Source organism: Achromobacter sp. HNDS-1, from assembly GCF_040084795.1.
Classification (GTDB): Bacteria; Pseudomonadota; Gammaproteobacteria; order Burkholderiales; family Burkholderiaceae_B; genus Achromobacter; species Achromobacter ruhlandii.
Window position 1 is genome coordinate 5,505,931 of sequence record NZ_CP157584.1, and the last position, 15,391, is coordinate 5,521,321.

General features: G+C 68.9%; 13 protein-coding genes. 8 read left to right on the forward strand and 5 right to left on the reverse strand.

Annotated features, from left to right (window positions below):
- Positions 1–10 precede the first annotated feature (10 nt).
- The gene (gene ccmB, locus ABFG95_RS25490) at positions 11–691 is read right to left on the reverse strand and encodes a heme exporter protein CcmB (RefSeq protein ID WP_068959246.1); all 681 of its coding nucleotides are present in this window, start codon (positions 689–691) and stop codon (positions 11–13) included.
- A complete protein-coding gene (ccmA, locus tag ABFG95_RS25495; protein WP_175145581.1) occupies positions 688–1,314 on the reverse strand; it encodes a cytochrome c biogenesis heme-transporting ATPase CcmA in 627 nt (208 codons plus the stop codon). Before ccmA ends, ccmB begins: the two co-directional genes overlap by 4 nt.
- 413 nt (positions 1,315–1,727) lie before the next feature.
- On the opposite strand from ccmA, the gene ABFG95_RS25500 reads away from it, so the two are divergent.
- From ABFG95_RS25500 to ABFG95_RS25530, 7 genes are all read left to right on the forward strand, one after another.
- The gene (locus ABFG95_RS25500) at positions 1,728–1,892 is read left to right on the forward strand and encodes a hypothetical protein (protein ID WP_175145579.1); all 165 of its coding nucleotides are present in this window, start codon (positions 1,728–1,730) and stop codon (positions 1,890–1,892) included.
- A 38-nt stretch (positions 1,893–1,930) separates the two neighbouring features.
- Positions 1,931–3,151, forward strand: a complete 1,221-nt coding sequence (gene torC / locus ABFG95_RS25505) for a pentaheme c-type cytochrome TorC (protein WP_348995051.1) — start codon at positions 1,931–1,933, stop codon at positions 3,149–3,151.
- Positions 3,152–3,158: 7 nt separating this feature from the next.
- Positions 3,159–5,690: a trimethylamine-N-oxide reductase TorA gene (torA, locus tag ABFG95_RS25510; RefSeq protein WP_348995052.1), complete on the forward strand. Its 2,532-nt coding sequence runs from the start codon at positions 3,159–3,161 to the stop codon at positions 5,688–5,690.
- A 26-nt stretch (positions 5,691–5,716) separates the two neighbouring features.
- Positions 5,717–6,418: a molecular chaperone TorD gene (gene torD, locus ABFG95_RS25515; protein ID WP_348995053.1), complete on the forward strand. Its 702-nt coding sequence runs from the start codon at positions 5,717–5,719 to the stop codon at positions 6,416–6,418.
- 103 nt (positions 6,419–6,521) lie between these two features.
- The gene (gene dsrO / locus ABFG95_RS25520; RefSeq protein WP_049074705.1) at positions 6,522–7,289 is read left to right on the forward strand and encodes a sulfate reduction electron transfer complex DsrMKJOP subunit DsrO; all 768 of its coding nucleotides are present in this window, start codon (positions 6,522–6,524) and stop codon (positions 7,287–7,289) included.
- 13 nt (positions 7,290–7,302) lie between these two features.
- Positions 7,303–8,337, forward strand: coding sequence for an NrfD/PsrC family molybdoenzyme membrane anchor subunit (gene nrfD, locus ABFG95_RS25525; protein ID WP_059269915.1), 1,035 nt, complete (start codon positions 7,303–7,305; stop codon positions 8,335–8,337).
- Between the two features lie 37 nt (positions 8,338–8,374).
- Positions 8,375–11,563, forward strand: a complete 3,189-nt coding sequence (locus ABFG95_RS25530; RefSeq protein ID WP_348995054.1) for a tetrathionate reductase subunit A — start codon at positions 8,375–8,377, stop codon at positions 11,561–11,563.
- A 72-nt stretch (positions 11,564–11,635) separates the two neighbouring features.
- On the opposite strand, the gene ABFG95_RS25535 is transcribed toward ABFG95_RS25530, so the two are convergent.
- Both ABFG95_RS25535 and ABFG95_RS25540 read right to left on the reverse strand, forming a co-directional pair.
- Positions 11,636–12,490 carry a 3-keto-5-aminohexanoate cleavage protein gene (locus ABFG95_RS25535; RefSeq protein ID WP_059269917.1) on the reverse strand — a complete coding sequence of 285 codons (855 nt, stop codon included), beginning with the start codon at positions 12,488–12,490 and terminating at the stop codon, positions 11,636–11,638.
- Positions 12,487–13,449 carry a 3-hydroxyacyl-CoA dehydrogenase NAD-binding domain-containing protein gene (locus ABFG95_RS25540; protein ID WP_238908695.1) on the reverse strand — a complete coding sequence of 321 codons (963 nt, stop codon included), beginning with the start codon at positions 13,447–13,449 and terminating at the stop codon, positions 12,487–12,489. The genes ABFG95_RS25535 and ABFG95_RS25540 overlap by 4 nt, the downstream gene beginning before the upstream one ends.
- 208 nt (positions 13,450–13,657) lie before the next feature.
- On the opposite strand from ABFG95_RS25540, the gene ABFG95_RS25545 reads away from it, so the two are divergent.
- A complete protein-coding gene (locus ABFG95_RS25545) occupies positions 13,658–14,566 on the forward strand; it encodes a LysR family transcriptional regulator (protein ID WP_100508330.1) in 909 nt (302 codons plus the stop codon).
- Between the two features lie 134 nt (positions 14,567–14,700).
- On the opposite strand, the gene ABFG95_RS25550 is transcribed toward ABFG95_RS25545, so the two are convergent.
- Entirely contained in the window at positions 14,701–15,384 is a 684-nt protein-coding gene (locus ABFG95_RS25550; RefSeq protein ID WP_049074692.1) for a GntR family transcriptional regulator, read from the reverse strand.
- Positions 15,385–15,391 lie beyond the last annotated feature (7 nt).

Here is a 15,391-nt window from a genome sequence, read left to right on the forward strand (position 1 = left end):
GGAGGCATCTTCATTCTTCGACGGCAAAGCGCAGCGCCAGGACACAGGCGGGCGGGGCCAGCGCCAGCGCCGCCAGCAGCGCGCCGCCAAGCAGCAGGAACGGGGTGGCGGGCGGCTGGCCGGCGCCACACGAGGCCACCGAGCCCGCGCCGAAGATCAGCACCGGCACGAACCAGGGCAGCAGCAACAGGGCCTGCAGCACGCCGCCGCCGCGCATCCCGAGGGACAGCGCGGCGCCGATCGCGCCGACCAGGGCCAGCACCGGCGTTCCCAGCGCGAAAGATAGCGACAGGGTCAGGCGCGAACACTGACCCAGGTCAAACAGCAGGCCCATGACCGGCGCCACGGCGATCAAAGGCAGACCGGTTCCGATCCAGTGCGCGGTGATCTTGGCCAGCACCCAGAGCGTGGCGGCGCCCGGCGAAAGCAGCAGTTGTTCGAGCGTGCCGTCGGCGTGGTCCTGCGCGAACAGCCGATGCTGCGACAACAGCGCGGCGAGCAGCGCGGCCACCCACAGCACGCCCGGTCCGAGTGCACGCAGGAAAGCCGCATCGGCGCCCACGCCCAGCGGGAACAGGCAGGCGACCAGCACGAAGAAAAGCAGCGAGACGACGGCGTCGGCCCGGCCTCGGCCAAGCAGCAGCAGGTCGCGCCGCAGCACGGCGAAGAAGGGGCTGGCCAGCCGTGTCATGGCGCGCGCGGACCGAGATCGAGGGTGCGCACCGGGCGGTCCAGGTCAACCTCCTGGTGCGTGGTCAGGAGGACGCGCCCGCCGTTGTCGCAATGGCTTGCCAGCGTCCGCGTCAGCGCCGCCACCGTGGCCGCGTCGAGCAGGTTGAAGGGTTCGTCCAGGATCCACAGCGGCCGCGCCGGGCGCAGCGACAGCCGCGCCAGCATCACGCGGCGCCGCTGGCCGCGCGACAGCAGGCGCGCCGGCAGGTCGAGCATCGCGGTCAGGCCCATCCGGCACAGCGCGTCGCGACAGGCCGCCGTGGTGACGGCATCGGCCTGGGCCTGGCACAGGAAGCGCAGGTTTTCGAGCGGGGTCAGGGAATCGGCGAGCGCGTCGGCATGGCCCAGGTAGAGCAGCTGCTGGCGGTAGGCCGGCCCCAGGCGGTGGATGTCGGCCCCGCGCCAGCACACCGTGCCGGCGTCGGCGCGCGTCAGGCCGCACAGGATGCGCAGCAGGCTGGTCTTGCCATGACCGTTGGGCGCGGTCACGCGCAGCAGTTGCCCCGCGCATAGCTGGAACGACACGTCCTCGAACAGCAGACGGGTTTCTTTCGAACAGGTGAGCCCCTGCGCTTCAAGCATGGCCGGTGCCCATCCAGATACTCATGACAACAATCCTCGCTGCATCAAGGGCGGCGCGAAGCCGACAACGGGATCGGATATTAATGAATCCGGATCGCGGTTTTGCCTGGCTGCGGCGCATTTGGATTTATGTCGGACGCGTTTACCGTCGGCCACACCATGATGCCGATCGCCGCGCCACGATATGTGTTTTTCGGAGGTCACCCGGCCGTGGTTTCGGACCGGTCTGAGTAACGGGCGCGATGGCGCGTGCGACCCGCGGCGCTTGACCGAGATCAACATGGGGGGGCCGGCCGCGCGTCGATCATGAAAAGGCATCGAACCGCCAACGACCCTCGCGGGGACCGCCGGCCTTGCTTGTGCCGCGACGCGGTTCGACGCAGTCGCCGTTCATATCCAAATAGTTGTACTCCGTGAAAAGCAAACCCAAGCACAGCAGTAATGGTGGTGGGGCCGAGTGGACCAAGTTCCTGTCGCTGGCCTTTGTGGCGTGTCCCGTCGTGGCGTTCCTGATGATCTGCATCTACGGATTCGTCGTCTGGTTCGGGCAGATCCTGTTCTGGGGGCCGCCGGCATGAATGCTCCGTTCTACAAAGCCGCAGCCTGAGCCACCGACATGAAAAATCCCTTCAAGATCGCCAAATCCGTCATCCAATGGACGGGCGCGCTGTTGCTGCGTCCCGCCACCCGCATCGGCCTGGGCGTGCTGGTCATCGGCGGGTTCCTGGGCGGCGTGACGTTCCTGGCCCTGTTCAATACCGGCATGAACGCCACCAACACCGAGGCCTTCTGTATTTCCTGCCACTCGATGCGCGACACGGTGCTGCCCGAGCTGCAGCAGAGCGTGCACTGGAAGAACCGCTCGGGCGTGCGCGCGCACTGTCCGGACTGCCACGTGCCGCATGACTTCACCTCCAAGGTCGCGCGCAAGATGCAGGCCTCGCGCGAAGTGCTGGGGCACCTGATGGGCACCATCGGCACGCCCGAGAAATTCCAGGAACACCGCATCGTGCTGGCCACGCGCGAGTGGGCCCGCTTCAAGGCGAACAACTCCAAGGAATGCCGCAATTGCCATGATTACGCCAGCATGGATTTCGACAAGATGCGGGTAACCTCGCAGACCACCATGCACGGCGCGGCCGAACGCGATGCCAGTTGCGTCGACTGCCACAAGGGCATCGCGCACCGACTGCCCGAGGTCAAGTCGCAGGGCAACCCGGCGCTGGCGGCGCTCACGGCCGACGCGCGCGGCGCCGCCATCGACGCCGGTCGCGACTACTACAGCGTCATGCCACAGCCGCTCTACGCGGACGAGACCCTGGCCCACGAGATCGGCGCCATCGAGATCGCCACCGCCGTGAAGGTGCTGCAGAAGAAAAAGGACGCGGTGCAGGTCGAGTTGCAGCTCTGGAGAAAGAACAAGGGTTACGCCCGCGTGCTGTACGGCCGGTTCGGCATGAATATCACCAGCGCCGTGCTGAGCCAGGACGTGTCGCGCGACGACGGCGTGGTCCATGTGATCGAAAGCCGCATCGACGACGTGACCGGCCTGCAGTGGCAGAAGATCTCCGCGACGGTCTGGCTGCGCGGCGGCGGCCTGGTGGCTGACGTCGAACCGATCTGGGCGGTGGCGCGCAAGAGCTATTCGCAAAGCTGCAGCGTGTGCCATCGCCAGCCGAACGAGGCCTCGCACGATGCCAACCAATGGCCGGGGCTGTTTGGCGGCATGGTCGGGTTCACCAACATGGATGATCCGACCGCCAGGCTGGTCCTGAAGTACCTGCAGTTGCATTCTTCCGATTTCGTAGCCAAGGACGGTGTGGCTTCGGCCCACTGAGCAAGAAATGAAAATCTCCCGTCGACGTTTCATGGGCGGTGTCGCCGCTTCACTGGGTTCCTTCGTGGTGCCGCCGCTTTTGCGCAATGGCAATGTGGTGCGGGCCGCGGCCGCCGCCACGGCCGCGGCCGATCCCGGCCGCTGGAGGTTCTCGGGCGCCCATTGGGGCGCCTTCCGGGCGCGGGTCGTGGCCGGCCACGTGGTGGAAATAAAGCCATTCGAGTTCGACAAGCACCCCACGCCGATTCTGGACGGCACGCTCGACGTGCTGTACAGCCCATCGCGCGTGCGCTACCCGATGGTGCGCCTGGACTGGTATCGCAACCGGCGCGCGGGCGCGGCCCCGAGCCAGGCGGGCCAGGCGTCGCGCGGCGACAACCGGTTCATCCGGGTGGGCTGGGACGAAGCGCTGGATCTGGTCTATGACGAGCTGGAGCGTATCCAGAAAGACTACGGCCCGTGGGCGCTGCACGTGGGCAACGTCGGCTGGCGCTCGGTGGGACAGATGCATAGCTGCGGCAACCATATGCTGCGGGCGATGGGGATGCACGGCAACAGCGTCGGCACGGCGGGCGACTACTCGACCGGCGCCGGCCAGACCATCCTGCCCTATGTGCTCGGGTCGACCGAGGTGTACTCGCAGGGCACGTCGTGGGAGATCATCCTCAAGGAGACGCAGGTGCTGGTGTTCTGGGCCAGCGACCCGATCAAGAACCTGCAAGTGGGGTGGAACACCGAAACGCACGAGGCCTACGAGCATCTGGCGCGGCTCAAGCAGAAGGTGGCCAGCGGCGAGATCTCGGTGATCAGCGTCGACCCGGTGAAAAGCAAGACGCGCAACTACCTGGGCTGCGAACACCAGTACGTCAACCCCATGACGGACGTGGCGCTGATGCTGGGCCTTATCCATACCCTGTGGAAAGAGGAGCTGTACGACAGGAAATTCATCGAGACCTATGCCGTGGGCTTCGAGGAATTCATCGCCTATGTCGAAGGCAAGACCGAGGACAAGATCGAGCGCACCCCCGAATGGGCCGAGTCCATCTGCGGCGTGCCGGCCGGGCGCATCCGCGAACTGGCGCGCCTGATGGCGGGCAATCGCACGCAGCTGATCCTCGGCTGGGCGATCCAGCGCCAGCAGCACGGCGAACAGCCTTACTGGATGGCCGCGATCCTGGCCACGATGCTGGGCCAGATCGGCTTGCCGGGAGGCGGCATCAGCTACGTCCACCACTACAGTTCGGCGGGCGTTCCGGCTTCGGGGGCGTCGATGCCGGGCTCGTTCCCGCTGAATCTGGATCCCGGCCGCAAACCGCGGCACGAGAACGACGATTATCAAGGCTATAGCGCGGTGGTGCCGGTGGCCCGCGTGATCGACGCGCTGCTGGAGCCGGGCAAGGAAATCAACTTCAACGGCCACAAGGTCAAGCTGCCGCCCTACAAGATGGCCATTTTCTCGGGCGGCAACCAGTGGCACCGGCAGCAGGACCGCAATCGCATGAAGCGGGCCTACCAGAAGCTGGAGACCGTGGTCGCGATCGACTACAACTGGACGGCCACCTGCCGCTTCGCGGACATTGTGTTGCCGGCCTGCACGCCGTTCGAGCGCAATGACATCGATGCCTACGGCACCTTCTCCAACCGGGGCGTGATCGCCATGCACAAGCTGGTCGATCCGCTGTTTCACTCGCGCTCGGATTTCGACATCTGGACCGACTTCTGCAAGCGCATGCAGCGCGATGTGGAATACACCCGCAACATGAACGAGATGCAGTGGGTCGAATTCCTGTACGAGGAGTGCCGCAAGGAGAACGCCGGCAAGGGTTTCGCCATGCCGCCCTTCGCGCAGTTCTGGGAACAGGGCTACGTGCTGTTCCCGGAGGGCAAGCCGTGGGTGCGGCATGCCGATTTCCGCGAGGATCCGGAAGTCAACGCCCTGGGCACGCCGTCCGGGTTCATCGAAATCTACAGCCGCAAGCTTGCCAGCTTCGGCTACCGCGACTGCAAGGGGCATCCGCTCTGGATGGAAAAGGCGGAGCGTTCGCACAACGGCCCGCGTTCGGACAAGTACCCGCTCTGGATGCAGTCCTCGCATCCCAACGAGCGCCTGCATTCGCAGACGTGCGAATCACCGTCGCGGCGGGCGACCTACACCATCCAGGGGCGCGAGCCCGTCTATATCAGCCCCGAGGACGCGCGCCAGCGCGGCATCCGCCAGGGCGATCTGGTGCGGGTCTTCAACGACCGCGGGCAATTGCTGGCGGGCGCCACCATCTCCAGCGACTTCCCGCCCGGGGTGGTCCGCATTCACGAGGGCGCCTGGTATGGGCCCACCGGACCCGAGATCGGCGCGCTGGATACCTACGGCGATCCCAATACATTGACGCTGGACATCGGCTCATCCGAGCTGGCGCAGGCGACCAGCGCCAATACCTGCCTGGTGGAAATCGAGCTGTTCAAGGGCGTCGCGCCGGCGGTGACGGCATTCGGCGGTCCGACCGAAGTCGATATCGACGGCAAGCTCATGGCCAGCCTTTGAGAGCCGGGATAGCCGGGGAGGGCGTGTTGCCCTCCCTCTTTTTCGCGGAGCAGCAATTGAACAGCGAGCACATCGACCCGGACTGGGTGGCGGCGTCCCCTCTGCGGTCGCAGTTGTATGGATGGTTTTCCACCCTCTTTGCCCGGGAGCTGGGGCGGGACGCCATGGCGCTGTATCAGGGCGGGGGCGCCGCCGACATCATGGCCGTCCTCGCCGAACTCGGAATGGCGCGCGAGGCGGACGCCGTGGCCGGGGTGTTCCAGGAGTGGGCGCGGCACGCGGATGCCGCGGTCGAGAATGCCGCCGACTTCGCCACCCTGTTCCTGATGGAGGGCCGTGCCTGCCCGCTTCCTTACGCCTCGCACTATCTGGATGGCGGCGGACAGTTGTACGGCAAGCCGGCGCTGTTGATGCGCGCGATGCTGGCGTCCAATCGGTTGCGGCTCGACGAACCGTTCAAGGAGCCGGAAGACCATCTCGCCGTCATGCTGGCATTGATGTCCCACTGGGCCAGGGCCTGCGATCGGCCCGCCGACCTCGCGGGCCAGGCGCGGGAGCAGGCCGCGTTCATTGAATCCGCCCTGTTGTCCTGGATCGACGCCTGGCTGGCGCGCATGCACGCCATCAAGTCCCTGACGTTCCGCTTCTATCCGGCCGTCGGCGCGCTGCTGGCCGCGTTTCTGCGTCAGGATCGCGACTACCTGCGGTCTTTCGAGGTGGGGCAATAGGAAGGGTCTGAAATAAACCCGTCCCCTATTGATCGGCATCAACTCTCTATATAACTAAAAGCGATAAGTTAATGGCACAACGACATAATTCGCGGAGAAGTCTGTGCCTCACCCCCCACCCGAAGTCCCCCTCCCGGGCAAACGTGGTTTCCTGAAGAACCTGCTCGGCCTGAGCGCCGCTGCCACCATCATCCCCATCCGTGCCGAAGCCGGCACCGGCATCAACCAGCAACCCCCTCGTCGTCCCGGCATCCCCGGCAAGCGCTACGGCATGCTGGTCGACCTGCGCAAATGCATCGGCTGCCAGTCCTGTACGGTCAGCTGTTCGCTCGAAAACCTGCCGCCCGTCGGCCAGTTCCGCACCACCGTCCTGCAATACGAAGTGCGGCCCGACAATGGCGGCCCCTGCGCCATGGTGATGCTGCCGCGCCTGTGCAACCACTGCGACAACCCGCCCTGTGTGCCGGTGTGTCCGGTGCAGGCCACGTTCCAGCGCGAGGACGGCATCGTGCTGGTCGACAACCAGCGCTGCGTCGGCTGCGGCTACTGCGTGCAGGCCTGTCCGTACGACGCCCGCTTCATCAACCACGACACCCAGACCGCCGACAAGTGCACCTTCTGCGAGCACCGGCTCGAAGCCGGCCTGCTGCCGGCCTGCGTCGAAAGCTGCGTGGGCGGCGCTCGTGTCATCGGCGACCTGAACGATCCGGACAGCGCCATTTCGCGGCTGATGGCCGAGCATCGCGCCGACATCAAGGTGCTCAAGCCGGAGATGAAGACCGACCCGCACGTCTATTACATCGGCCTGCCCGATGCCTTCGTGCACCACATTGACGGCCAGGCCGGCGTGCGCCTGGCCGGCGGCCATTGAGAAGGGGACGCGCATGCAGATCACCGAATTGCTGACGCCCGTTTATGACGCCGCCTGGCTGCCGTGGGCCGTGCAGTATTTCTTTCTTATCGGCATCGCCGCCACTGCCGCGTTGACGGCGGCCGGCGCCGCGTTTGGCGAGGCCGGCTCGCCGGCCCGCCGGTTGCTGCCGGCGGCCGTGACCGTGCTGCTGGTGTGCGCCATCGCCGCGCCCGTGTCGCTGCTGGCCGACCTGCACCAGCCGGGCCGCTTCTGGCATTTCTATACCCGGCTGACGCCGTGGTCGTGGATGTGGCTGGGGGCGCTGCTGCTGCCGGTCTTCACCGGGCTGGCCGTGCTGTTCTGCGCCGCCTGGTGGTGGGGCCGCATGGCCTGGGTGCGGCTGCTGGGCATCGCGCTGGCGCTGTCGGCGGTGTCGATCCTGGTCTACACCGGCGCCGAGGTGATGGTGCTGCGGGCGCGGCCGCTGTGGCACACGCCGTTCCTGCCGCTGAACTTCGCGCTGACCGCCTGGCTGGGCGCGTTGGGGGCGATGTTCCTGGTGGCGCGCTGGCTGCCCGGCGGCCTGAAGGCGCTGCCGGTCGACCTGTTGCGCCGCCTGAGCGTGACGGCGGTGGTGATGATGGCCATTGGCGCGGGCGCGTGGATCCTGCTGGGATTGCTGGGCGCGGACCCGTCGTTCGAGGCCGCGTTGCGCCTGTTCGGCGAGTTCCCGGTATGGCGCGCCAGCCTGGCCGGCGCCGTGGCCACCGCGTTCTGCATGATCGCGCTGTTGCAGCGCGCGCCGCGCGCGCTGGCGGCGCCGCTGCCGTCGGCCGCGCTGGCGCTGACCATGCTGGCCGCCGCCTGGATCTTCCGCTGGGTCGTGTTCATGAGCGTGCAGGGCGTGCCCAAGTATGGCGCCGGCCTGTACCTGTACGACATGCCCTGGGGCAGCGACGGCCTGCTCGGCATGATCGGCGTGCTGGGCCTGTGCGCCGCGCTGGTGGCCGCCGTGACCTATGCGCTGGAACGATTCCCGGCCCGCACCCGCGGCCTGGCGGCCTGAGCCGCCGGCCCCGACAAGAATTCGCATCGAGATGACCATGGACAAGCAACACCGAGACGACACGCCCGACGCCCACGCCGACGGACCCGATCAACCCGACAACGCCGCGCGCCGCAAGCTGATCGCGCGCGGCGGCGTGGTCGCCGGCGGCCTGGCCGCGTTCGCGGCCGGCTACGGCGAGACCGTCGGCAAGGCCGTCAAGGGCCTGGCGCAAGGCACCGCCGGCGCGCCCACCGCGCACGCCGTGCGCGGCAACTCGCTGACGCCGGAATTCCGCATCGATCCGGTCACGGGCCTGCTGTCGGCCCAGCCCGGCCAGACCGTCAGCCCCTCCAGTTGCCTGGGCTGCTGGACGCAATGCGGGGTGCGGCTGCGCGTCGATACCAAGGCCAACCGTATCCTGCGGGTGGCCGGCAACCCGTATCATCCGCTGGCCACGACCCGGCCGGCCGCGATGGAAACCCCGGTGCGCGAAACCTACGCGCAACTGGGCGGCGACAACGGCCTGGAAGGGCGCGCCACGTCCTGTGCGCGCGGCTCGGCCATGCTGGAGCAGTTGCATAGCCCGTACCGCGTGCTGCAACCGCTCAAGCGCGTCGGCGGCCGCGGCGAAGGCAAGTGGCAGACGATTTCCTTCGAGCAGCTGGTGCAGGAGGTGTGCGAAGGCGGCGACCTGTTCGGCGAGGGCCACGTGGACGGCCTGCGCGCGATCTTCGACCGCGACACGCCGCTGGATCCGGCCAACCCGGAGTACGGGGCCAAGGTCAACCAGTTCCTGTTCACGGACGCGTCCAACGAAGGCCGCACGCCGCTGATCCAGCGCTTTGCCGGCCAGTCGTTCGGCACCGTCAACTTCAGCAACCACGGTTCCTATTGCGGCCAGAGCTTCCGCGTCGGCGCGGGCGCGGCGCTGGGCGACCTGAAGGGCATGCCGCACGGCAAGCCGGATTGGGACAACGCCCGCTTCGGCCTGTTCATCGGCGCGGCGCCGGCGCAGGCCGGCAACCCGTTCCAGCGTCAGGCGCGCCAGCTGGCCGAGGCCCGCACCCGGCCGCAGGAAACCGGCTTCACCTATGTAGTGGTGTCGCCGATGCTGCCGGCCTCGTCCAGCCTGTCGGCGGGCTCGGGCAATGAGTGGGTGCCGGTCAATCCCGCCAGCGACCTGGCGCTGGCGATGGGGCTGATCCGCTGGATCCTGGACAACGAGCGCTTCGATGCGCGGGCGCTGGCGCAGCCGGGTCCCGCGGCCATGAAGGCGGCGGGCGAGGCGGCGTGGACCAATGCCACGCACCTGGTGATCGCCGAACCCGGCCATCCGCGCCTGGGCAGCTTCCTGCGCGGCGCCGACCTGGGCTGGGCCAGGCCGGCCGATGCCGGCGAGAAATGGGAAGACGTGTACGTGGTGCGGCGGGAGGACGGCACGCTGGCGCCGCATACCGGCGCGCTGCCGGCCACGCTGTTCGTGGACGAGGCGGTCGCGGCGCCGGGCCTGGCGGGCGCGCCGGCCGCGCTGCGGGTATGCAGCGCGCTGGCGCTGCTGCGCGATGAAGCGCGGCGCAAGTCGCCGGCGGAATACGCCGCGCTGTGCGGCGTGCCGGCGGCCAAGATCGCCGAACTGGCCGAGCGCTTCACCAGCCACGGCAAGCGCGCGGTGGCGGACGCGCACGGCGGCACCATGAGCGGGGCGGGCTTCTACACCGCCTACGCCATCGCCATGCTCAACACGCTGGTGGGCAACCTCAACGTCGAGGGCGGCCTGGTGCTGGACGCCGGCCCGTTCCCGCCCTATGGCGCGGGGCCGCGCTACAACATCGCGGGCTTCGCCAACCGCGCCACGCCCAAGGGCGTGGCCCTGTCGCGCAACCGCTTTCCGTATGAGAAGTCGAGCGAGTTCAAGCGCAAGCAGGCCGCCGGCCAGCCGGTCTATCCGGCCGCCGCGCCCTGGTATCCGGCCACCGGCGGCCTCAGTTCCGAGATGCTGGCGTCGGCGCTGGCCGGCTATCCGTATCGCGCCAAGGTCTGGTTCAACCACATGAGCAACCCGGTCTACGGCATTGCCGGGTTCAGGAACGTGCTGCTGGACAAGCTGAAGGACCCGAAGATCCTGCCGCTGGCGGTGTCGATCAATCCGTTCATCAACGAGACCAACGCGCTGGCCGACTACATCGTGCCCGATACCGTCACCTACGAAAGCTGGGGCGTGTCGGCGCCGTGGGCCGACGTGGTGGCCAAGGCGTCGACGGTGCGCTGGCCGGCGGTCGAACCCCGCGTGGCGCGCAGCGCCGACGGCGCGCCGGTGTGCCTGGAGTCGTTCCTGATCGCCTGCGCCAAGCGCATCGGCATGCCGGGCTTCGGCGCCAACGCCATCGCCGATGCGGACGGCAACCGCTATCCATTGGACACGGCCGAGGACTTCTTCCTGCGCGGCATCGCCAACATCGCCTTCGGCGCCGGGCGGCCGGTGCCCGAGGCCAGCGACGACGATCTTGAACTGACCGGCGTGGCGCGCTATCGCGACGCGCTGCTAGGCAAGCTCAAGCCCGAGGAGTGGCGCCGCGTGGCGATGGTGATGAGCCGGGGAGGGCGTTTCGACCGCGTGCGCGACGCCTGGAGCGACGCCGGCCAGACCCGGCAGGCCTGGGCCAAGCCCTTGCAGATATGGAGCGAGGAACTGGCGGGCTTTCGCCATGCCATGACCGGCGAGCGCTACAGCGGCTGCCCCACCTGGTATCCGGCGCGGCTGGCGGACGGGCGCGACGTGCGCCAGCAGTATCCACGCGCCGACTGGCCGTTCCTGTTGAGTTCGTTCAAGTCCAACCTGATGAGTTCGATGTCGATCGGCGTGGACCGGCTGCGCCAGGTGCATCCGCACAATCCGGTGTCGATCAACCGGCAGGACGGCGAGCGGCTGGGCCTGCGCAACGGCGATCGGGTGCGCATCGTCACGCCGGGCGGGTCGGTGACCGGTCTGGCGCTGCTGCGCGACGGCATCCAGCCGGGCGCGGTCGGCGTCGAGCACGGCTATGGCCACACCGAACTGGGCGCGCGCGCCCACCTGGTCGATGGCAAACCGATGCCGCACGATCCGGCCCTGGCGGCCGGCGTGAACCTGAACGACCTGGGCTTCGGCGATGCGACGCGCGGCGAGCACGCCAACGTCTGGATCGACTGGGTTTCGGGCGCGGCGGTGCGGCAGGGGTTGCCGGCGCGCATCGAGCGGGCCTAGGGCCGGCCTGGCCGGGCTGGCAAGGCCCGCCGGGGCGCGTGGCGCGCCGCCGCCCCGGGGCTTGTCCTGGCGTCAGCCAATCGCGCCGTAGATCCGGCGCGCCTGTGCCGCGTCCGCCAACGGCCGTCCCAGCGCGCGCGCGCCCTCGACGGCCTGGCGCACCAGATCGGCATTGCCGGCGGCGATGCTTCCGTCCCGCAGCTTCAGATTGTTCTCGAACCCCACCCGCATGTGGCCACCGAAGGCCGCCGCCGTTGTCACGCAGGCGTTCTCCTGCGCCCCGAACGCGCACACCGCCCAGGGCAGCGAATGATCGTAGGCCGCCAGGAACGGCAGCAGGTCATAGGCCGACGAGGTCTGCCCCACGCTGTAGCGTCCCAGCACGAACAGCACCGACCACGCGCCCGGCGGCACCAGCCCGCGCGCCCGCAGCGACAGCCAGCGCCGCACGTCGCCCTCGTCGTACAGGATGATCTGCGTCATGATGCGCCGCTCGGCGACCCAGGCCAGGAACGCCGCCAGCTCGCTTTCGGCAATCTCCGGCACCGCGATCTCGCGCAGGCCGATCGACACCGCTTCGGGCTGCAGCGCGCGCACCAGCGCCATCTGCTCGGCCGCCTTATACACGCCGGCCGCTTCGCTCGTCACCTGCACCAGCAGCTCGTCGCCCACCGCGCGCCGCACCGCCGCCAGCGCGTCGCGGTAGGCCTGCGCGTCCAGCAGATGGCTGCCGTCCGGCTTGCGCACGTGCATGTGCATCATCGCCGCGCCCGCGTCCAGGCAGGCGCGGGCTTCCAGCGCCAGGGCCTCGGCCGTCAGCGGCACGGCCGGGTGGTCGGCGGCTTTCTTGTAGGCGCCGTTGGGCGCCACCGTCACGATGACGGGCGACTCGGCCAGGGCAGGGCGGGGGATGTCCACGGCGTTCATGGCTGGATCTCCGGCAGTTCCGGCGCGATCAGGTCCAGGCCCGCGCGCAACAGGCGGTCATAGCGCGCGCGCTCGGCGGCGATGGTGTCCGGCGTCCAGGCATAGAAGCCTTCGCCCGCCTTCATGCCGTAGCGGCCGTCGGCGGCGCGCTCGGTCAGGCAGCGCGCCGGATGGTCGTCGTTGCAGAACGTCGGGTACATGGTCGCGCCCGCCGCCGCGTGCACGTCGATGCCGGCGTGGTCGCGCTGCATCACCGGCCCGGCCGCCAGGAAGCGGAAACCGAAACCGAAGCGCACCGCCGCGTCCACGTCCTCGGGCGAGGCGATGCCGCGGTCGATCAGGTTGAAGGCCTCGCGCGACAGCGCGTGCTGCAGGCGGTTGGCCAGGAAACCCGGCAGGTCCTGGCGCACCTTCACCGGCACGCTGCCGCAGCGGCGCATGAAGGCGATCAGCGCGTCGGCGCGGGCCTCGTCGCTGGTCTCGGCCATCACCACCTCGACCAGCGGCACCAGGTGCGCCGGCATGAAGAAGTGCAGGCCCAGCATGCGTTCGCGCGTGGCCAGCCCCTGGCCGATGGCGCTGATCGGGAAGCTGGAGCTGTTGCTCGCCAGGATGGCGTCGGGCCGCGCGCGTTGCACCAGCTCGGCGAACAGCGCCTGCTTGATGTCCAGCCGCTCCGGCACGCACTCGATCACCAGGTCGACGCTGGCCCAGTCCACCTGGTCCAGGCTGGCCGCCGTGGCCAGTTGCGCCACCTGGGCCTCGCGGCCGATGGTCTTGAGATTGTCGGCCACGCGCGCCGGCAGGGCGGCCGCGCGCGCCGCGTCCGGCTCGATCACCGTGGTGCGGCAGGCGGCGCGCGTCAGCACCACCGCCACGTCGGCGCCCATGGTGCCGCCGCCCACCACCACCGCATGCGCCGCGCCCGGATTGGGCAGGGCCTTCGCGTCCGTCTGCATGGTTTGCTCCTTGTTCTGAAACCGCTGTTGCATCTGCGTCTGTATCTAAGTCCGTATCTGCGTCCGTATCTGCGCGTGCGTCCGCGCTCGTGTCCGCGCTTGTGTCCCTATTCGGCGCCGAGTGTAGAGAAGCCTGTTTGATTGATGAATCAGATTTTTTGGATAGAATGATCGACAAATCGGATCAATGGACAAGGCGCCCGGCGGCATGCAGATCAATCTCTCGATGCGCGACATCGACACCACCCTGGTGCTGGGCCGCACCCTCAACTTCCGCCAGGCGGCGGCGCAACTGCACCTGTCGCAATCGGCGCTGTCCACGCAGATCCAGCGCATCGAGGACGCGCTGGGCGTGCGGCTGTTCGACCGTACCACGCGCACGGTGCGGCTGACGGCGGCGGGCGAGGTCTTCATGCAGCAGGCAGCCGCGCTGCAGGTGGCCTTTCGCGACGCCATCGCCGCGGTCAGCGGCATCGCCAGCGCCGAGCATGGCCAGGTGTCGGTGGCGGCGCTGCCGTCGCTGGCCGCGCGCCTGTTGCCGCGGGTGTTGATGGCCTACCGCCAGGCGCATCCGCAGGTGGCGCTGAAGGTGCGCGACACGCTGTCGGGCCCGGCCTTCGACCTGGTGCGCGCCGGCGACGTGGACTTCGCGCTGACCGCCGCCGACCCGCAGCACGCCGACCTGCATTACCAGCCCTTGATGTCGGACAGCTTTCTGCTGCTGATCCCCGAGGGGCACCCGCTGGCGCGCGCCCGGGGGCCGCTGCGCTGGGCCGACACGGCCGGCGCGGCGCACGTGTCGATGGTGCATCCGAGCAGCGTGCGCCAGTACACCGAATGGGCCTTCCTGCAGAACCGCATCCGCTTCACGCCAGCCTTCGAGGCCGAGCACCTGACCACCATCGTGGCCATGGTGGAGTGCGGTTTCGGGGTGGCGGCGCTGCCCGAGATCGCGGCGGGCGCGGTGGCGCAGAACGGCATCGTGCAGCGGCCGCTGATCGGCCCGGTGGCCGAACGCTCGATCGGGCTGGTGACGGCGCGTAACCGCAGCCTGCCGCCGGCGGCCGCGGCGCTGGTGGCGATGCTGCGCCAGTATCTGGCCGAAGAGGCCCGCTGAGGCGTGACCTTGGCAAGGCAAGGCGGCCGCCAGGTCATGCCCCGTCGTGGCGTTCGATGCGTCATGCGCGTGCGCCGCGTTCGGTCCGCGCGGGGGGCCGGCCCGTCCGCTGCCAGGTTCCGCGTGCTGCCCGTTCAGGCGCCGCGGCGCGCCTGTTCCGACGCCAGATAGGCGTCGCGCGAGGGCAGCAGGTGCTCGCGGCACAGCGCCATCAGCGCGGCGCGGTCGCCGTCGCGCAGGGCGTGGATCATGGCCCAGTGTTCCTGGCGGGCGCGTTCGCGGTAATTGGCGGCGGCCAGCGAGCCGAAGCGGATCGGGTGGGTGCGGCGCGCGTATTCCTCGATGGCCTGGCCCAGCACCGCGTTGTCGAGCAGGCTGAACAACTCGCGGTGAAAACGCTGGTTGCTGCGGAACACGCGGCGCGCGTCGCCATCGGCCACCGCGGCGTCGTGCTCGCGCTGCACCGCCGTCAACGCCGCCAGCCGCGCCGGCGGGACCGGCAGCGGCATCAGGCTGGCGGCATGCACTTCCAGCACTTCGCGCAGCGCATACAGCTCCATCACCTCGCGCGCCGAGAAAGCCCGCACCACCGCGCCGACGTTGCGCTTGCGCTCGACCACCCCCAGCAGCTCCAGCTCCACCAGCACCTGGCGCACCGCGTGGCGCTTCATGTCGAAGCGCGCCATCAGCTCATCCTCGGTCAGCCGCTCGCGCGGATGCAGCCGGCCGAAGACGATGTCTTCCTCCAGCGCGGCGACCGCCGCCGCCAGGGCGTCGGGCGCTTGGGGTTCGAGGGCGGCGGGGCTGATGGCGTTCATGGGCGAG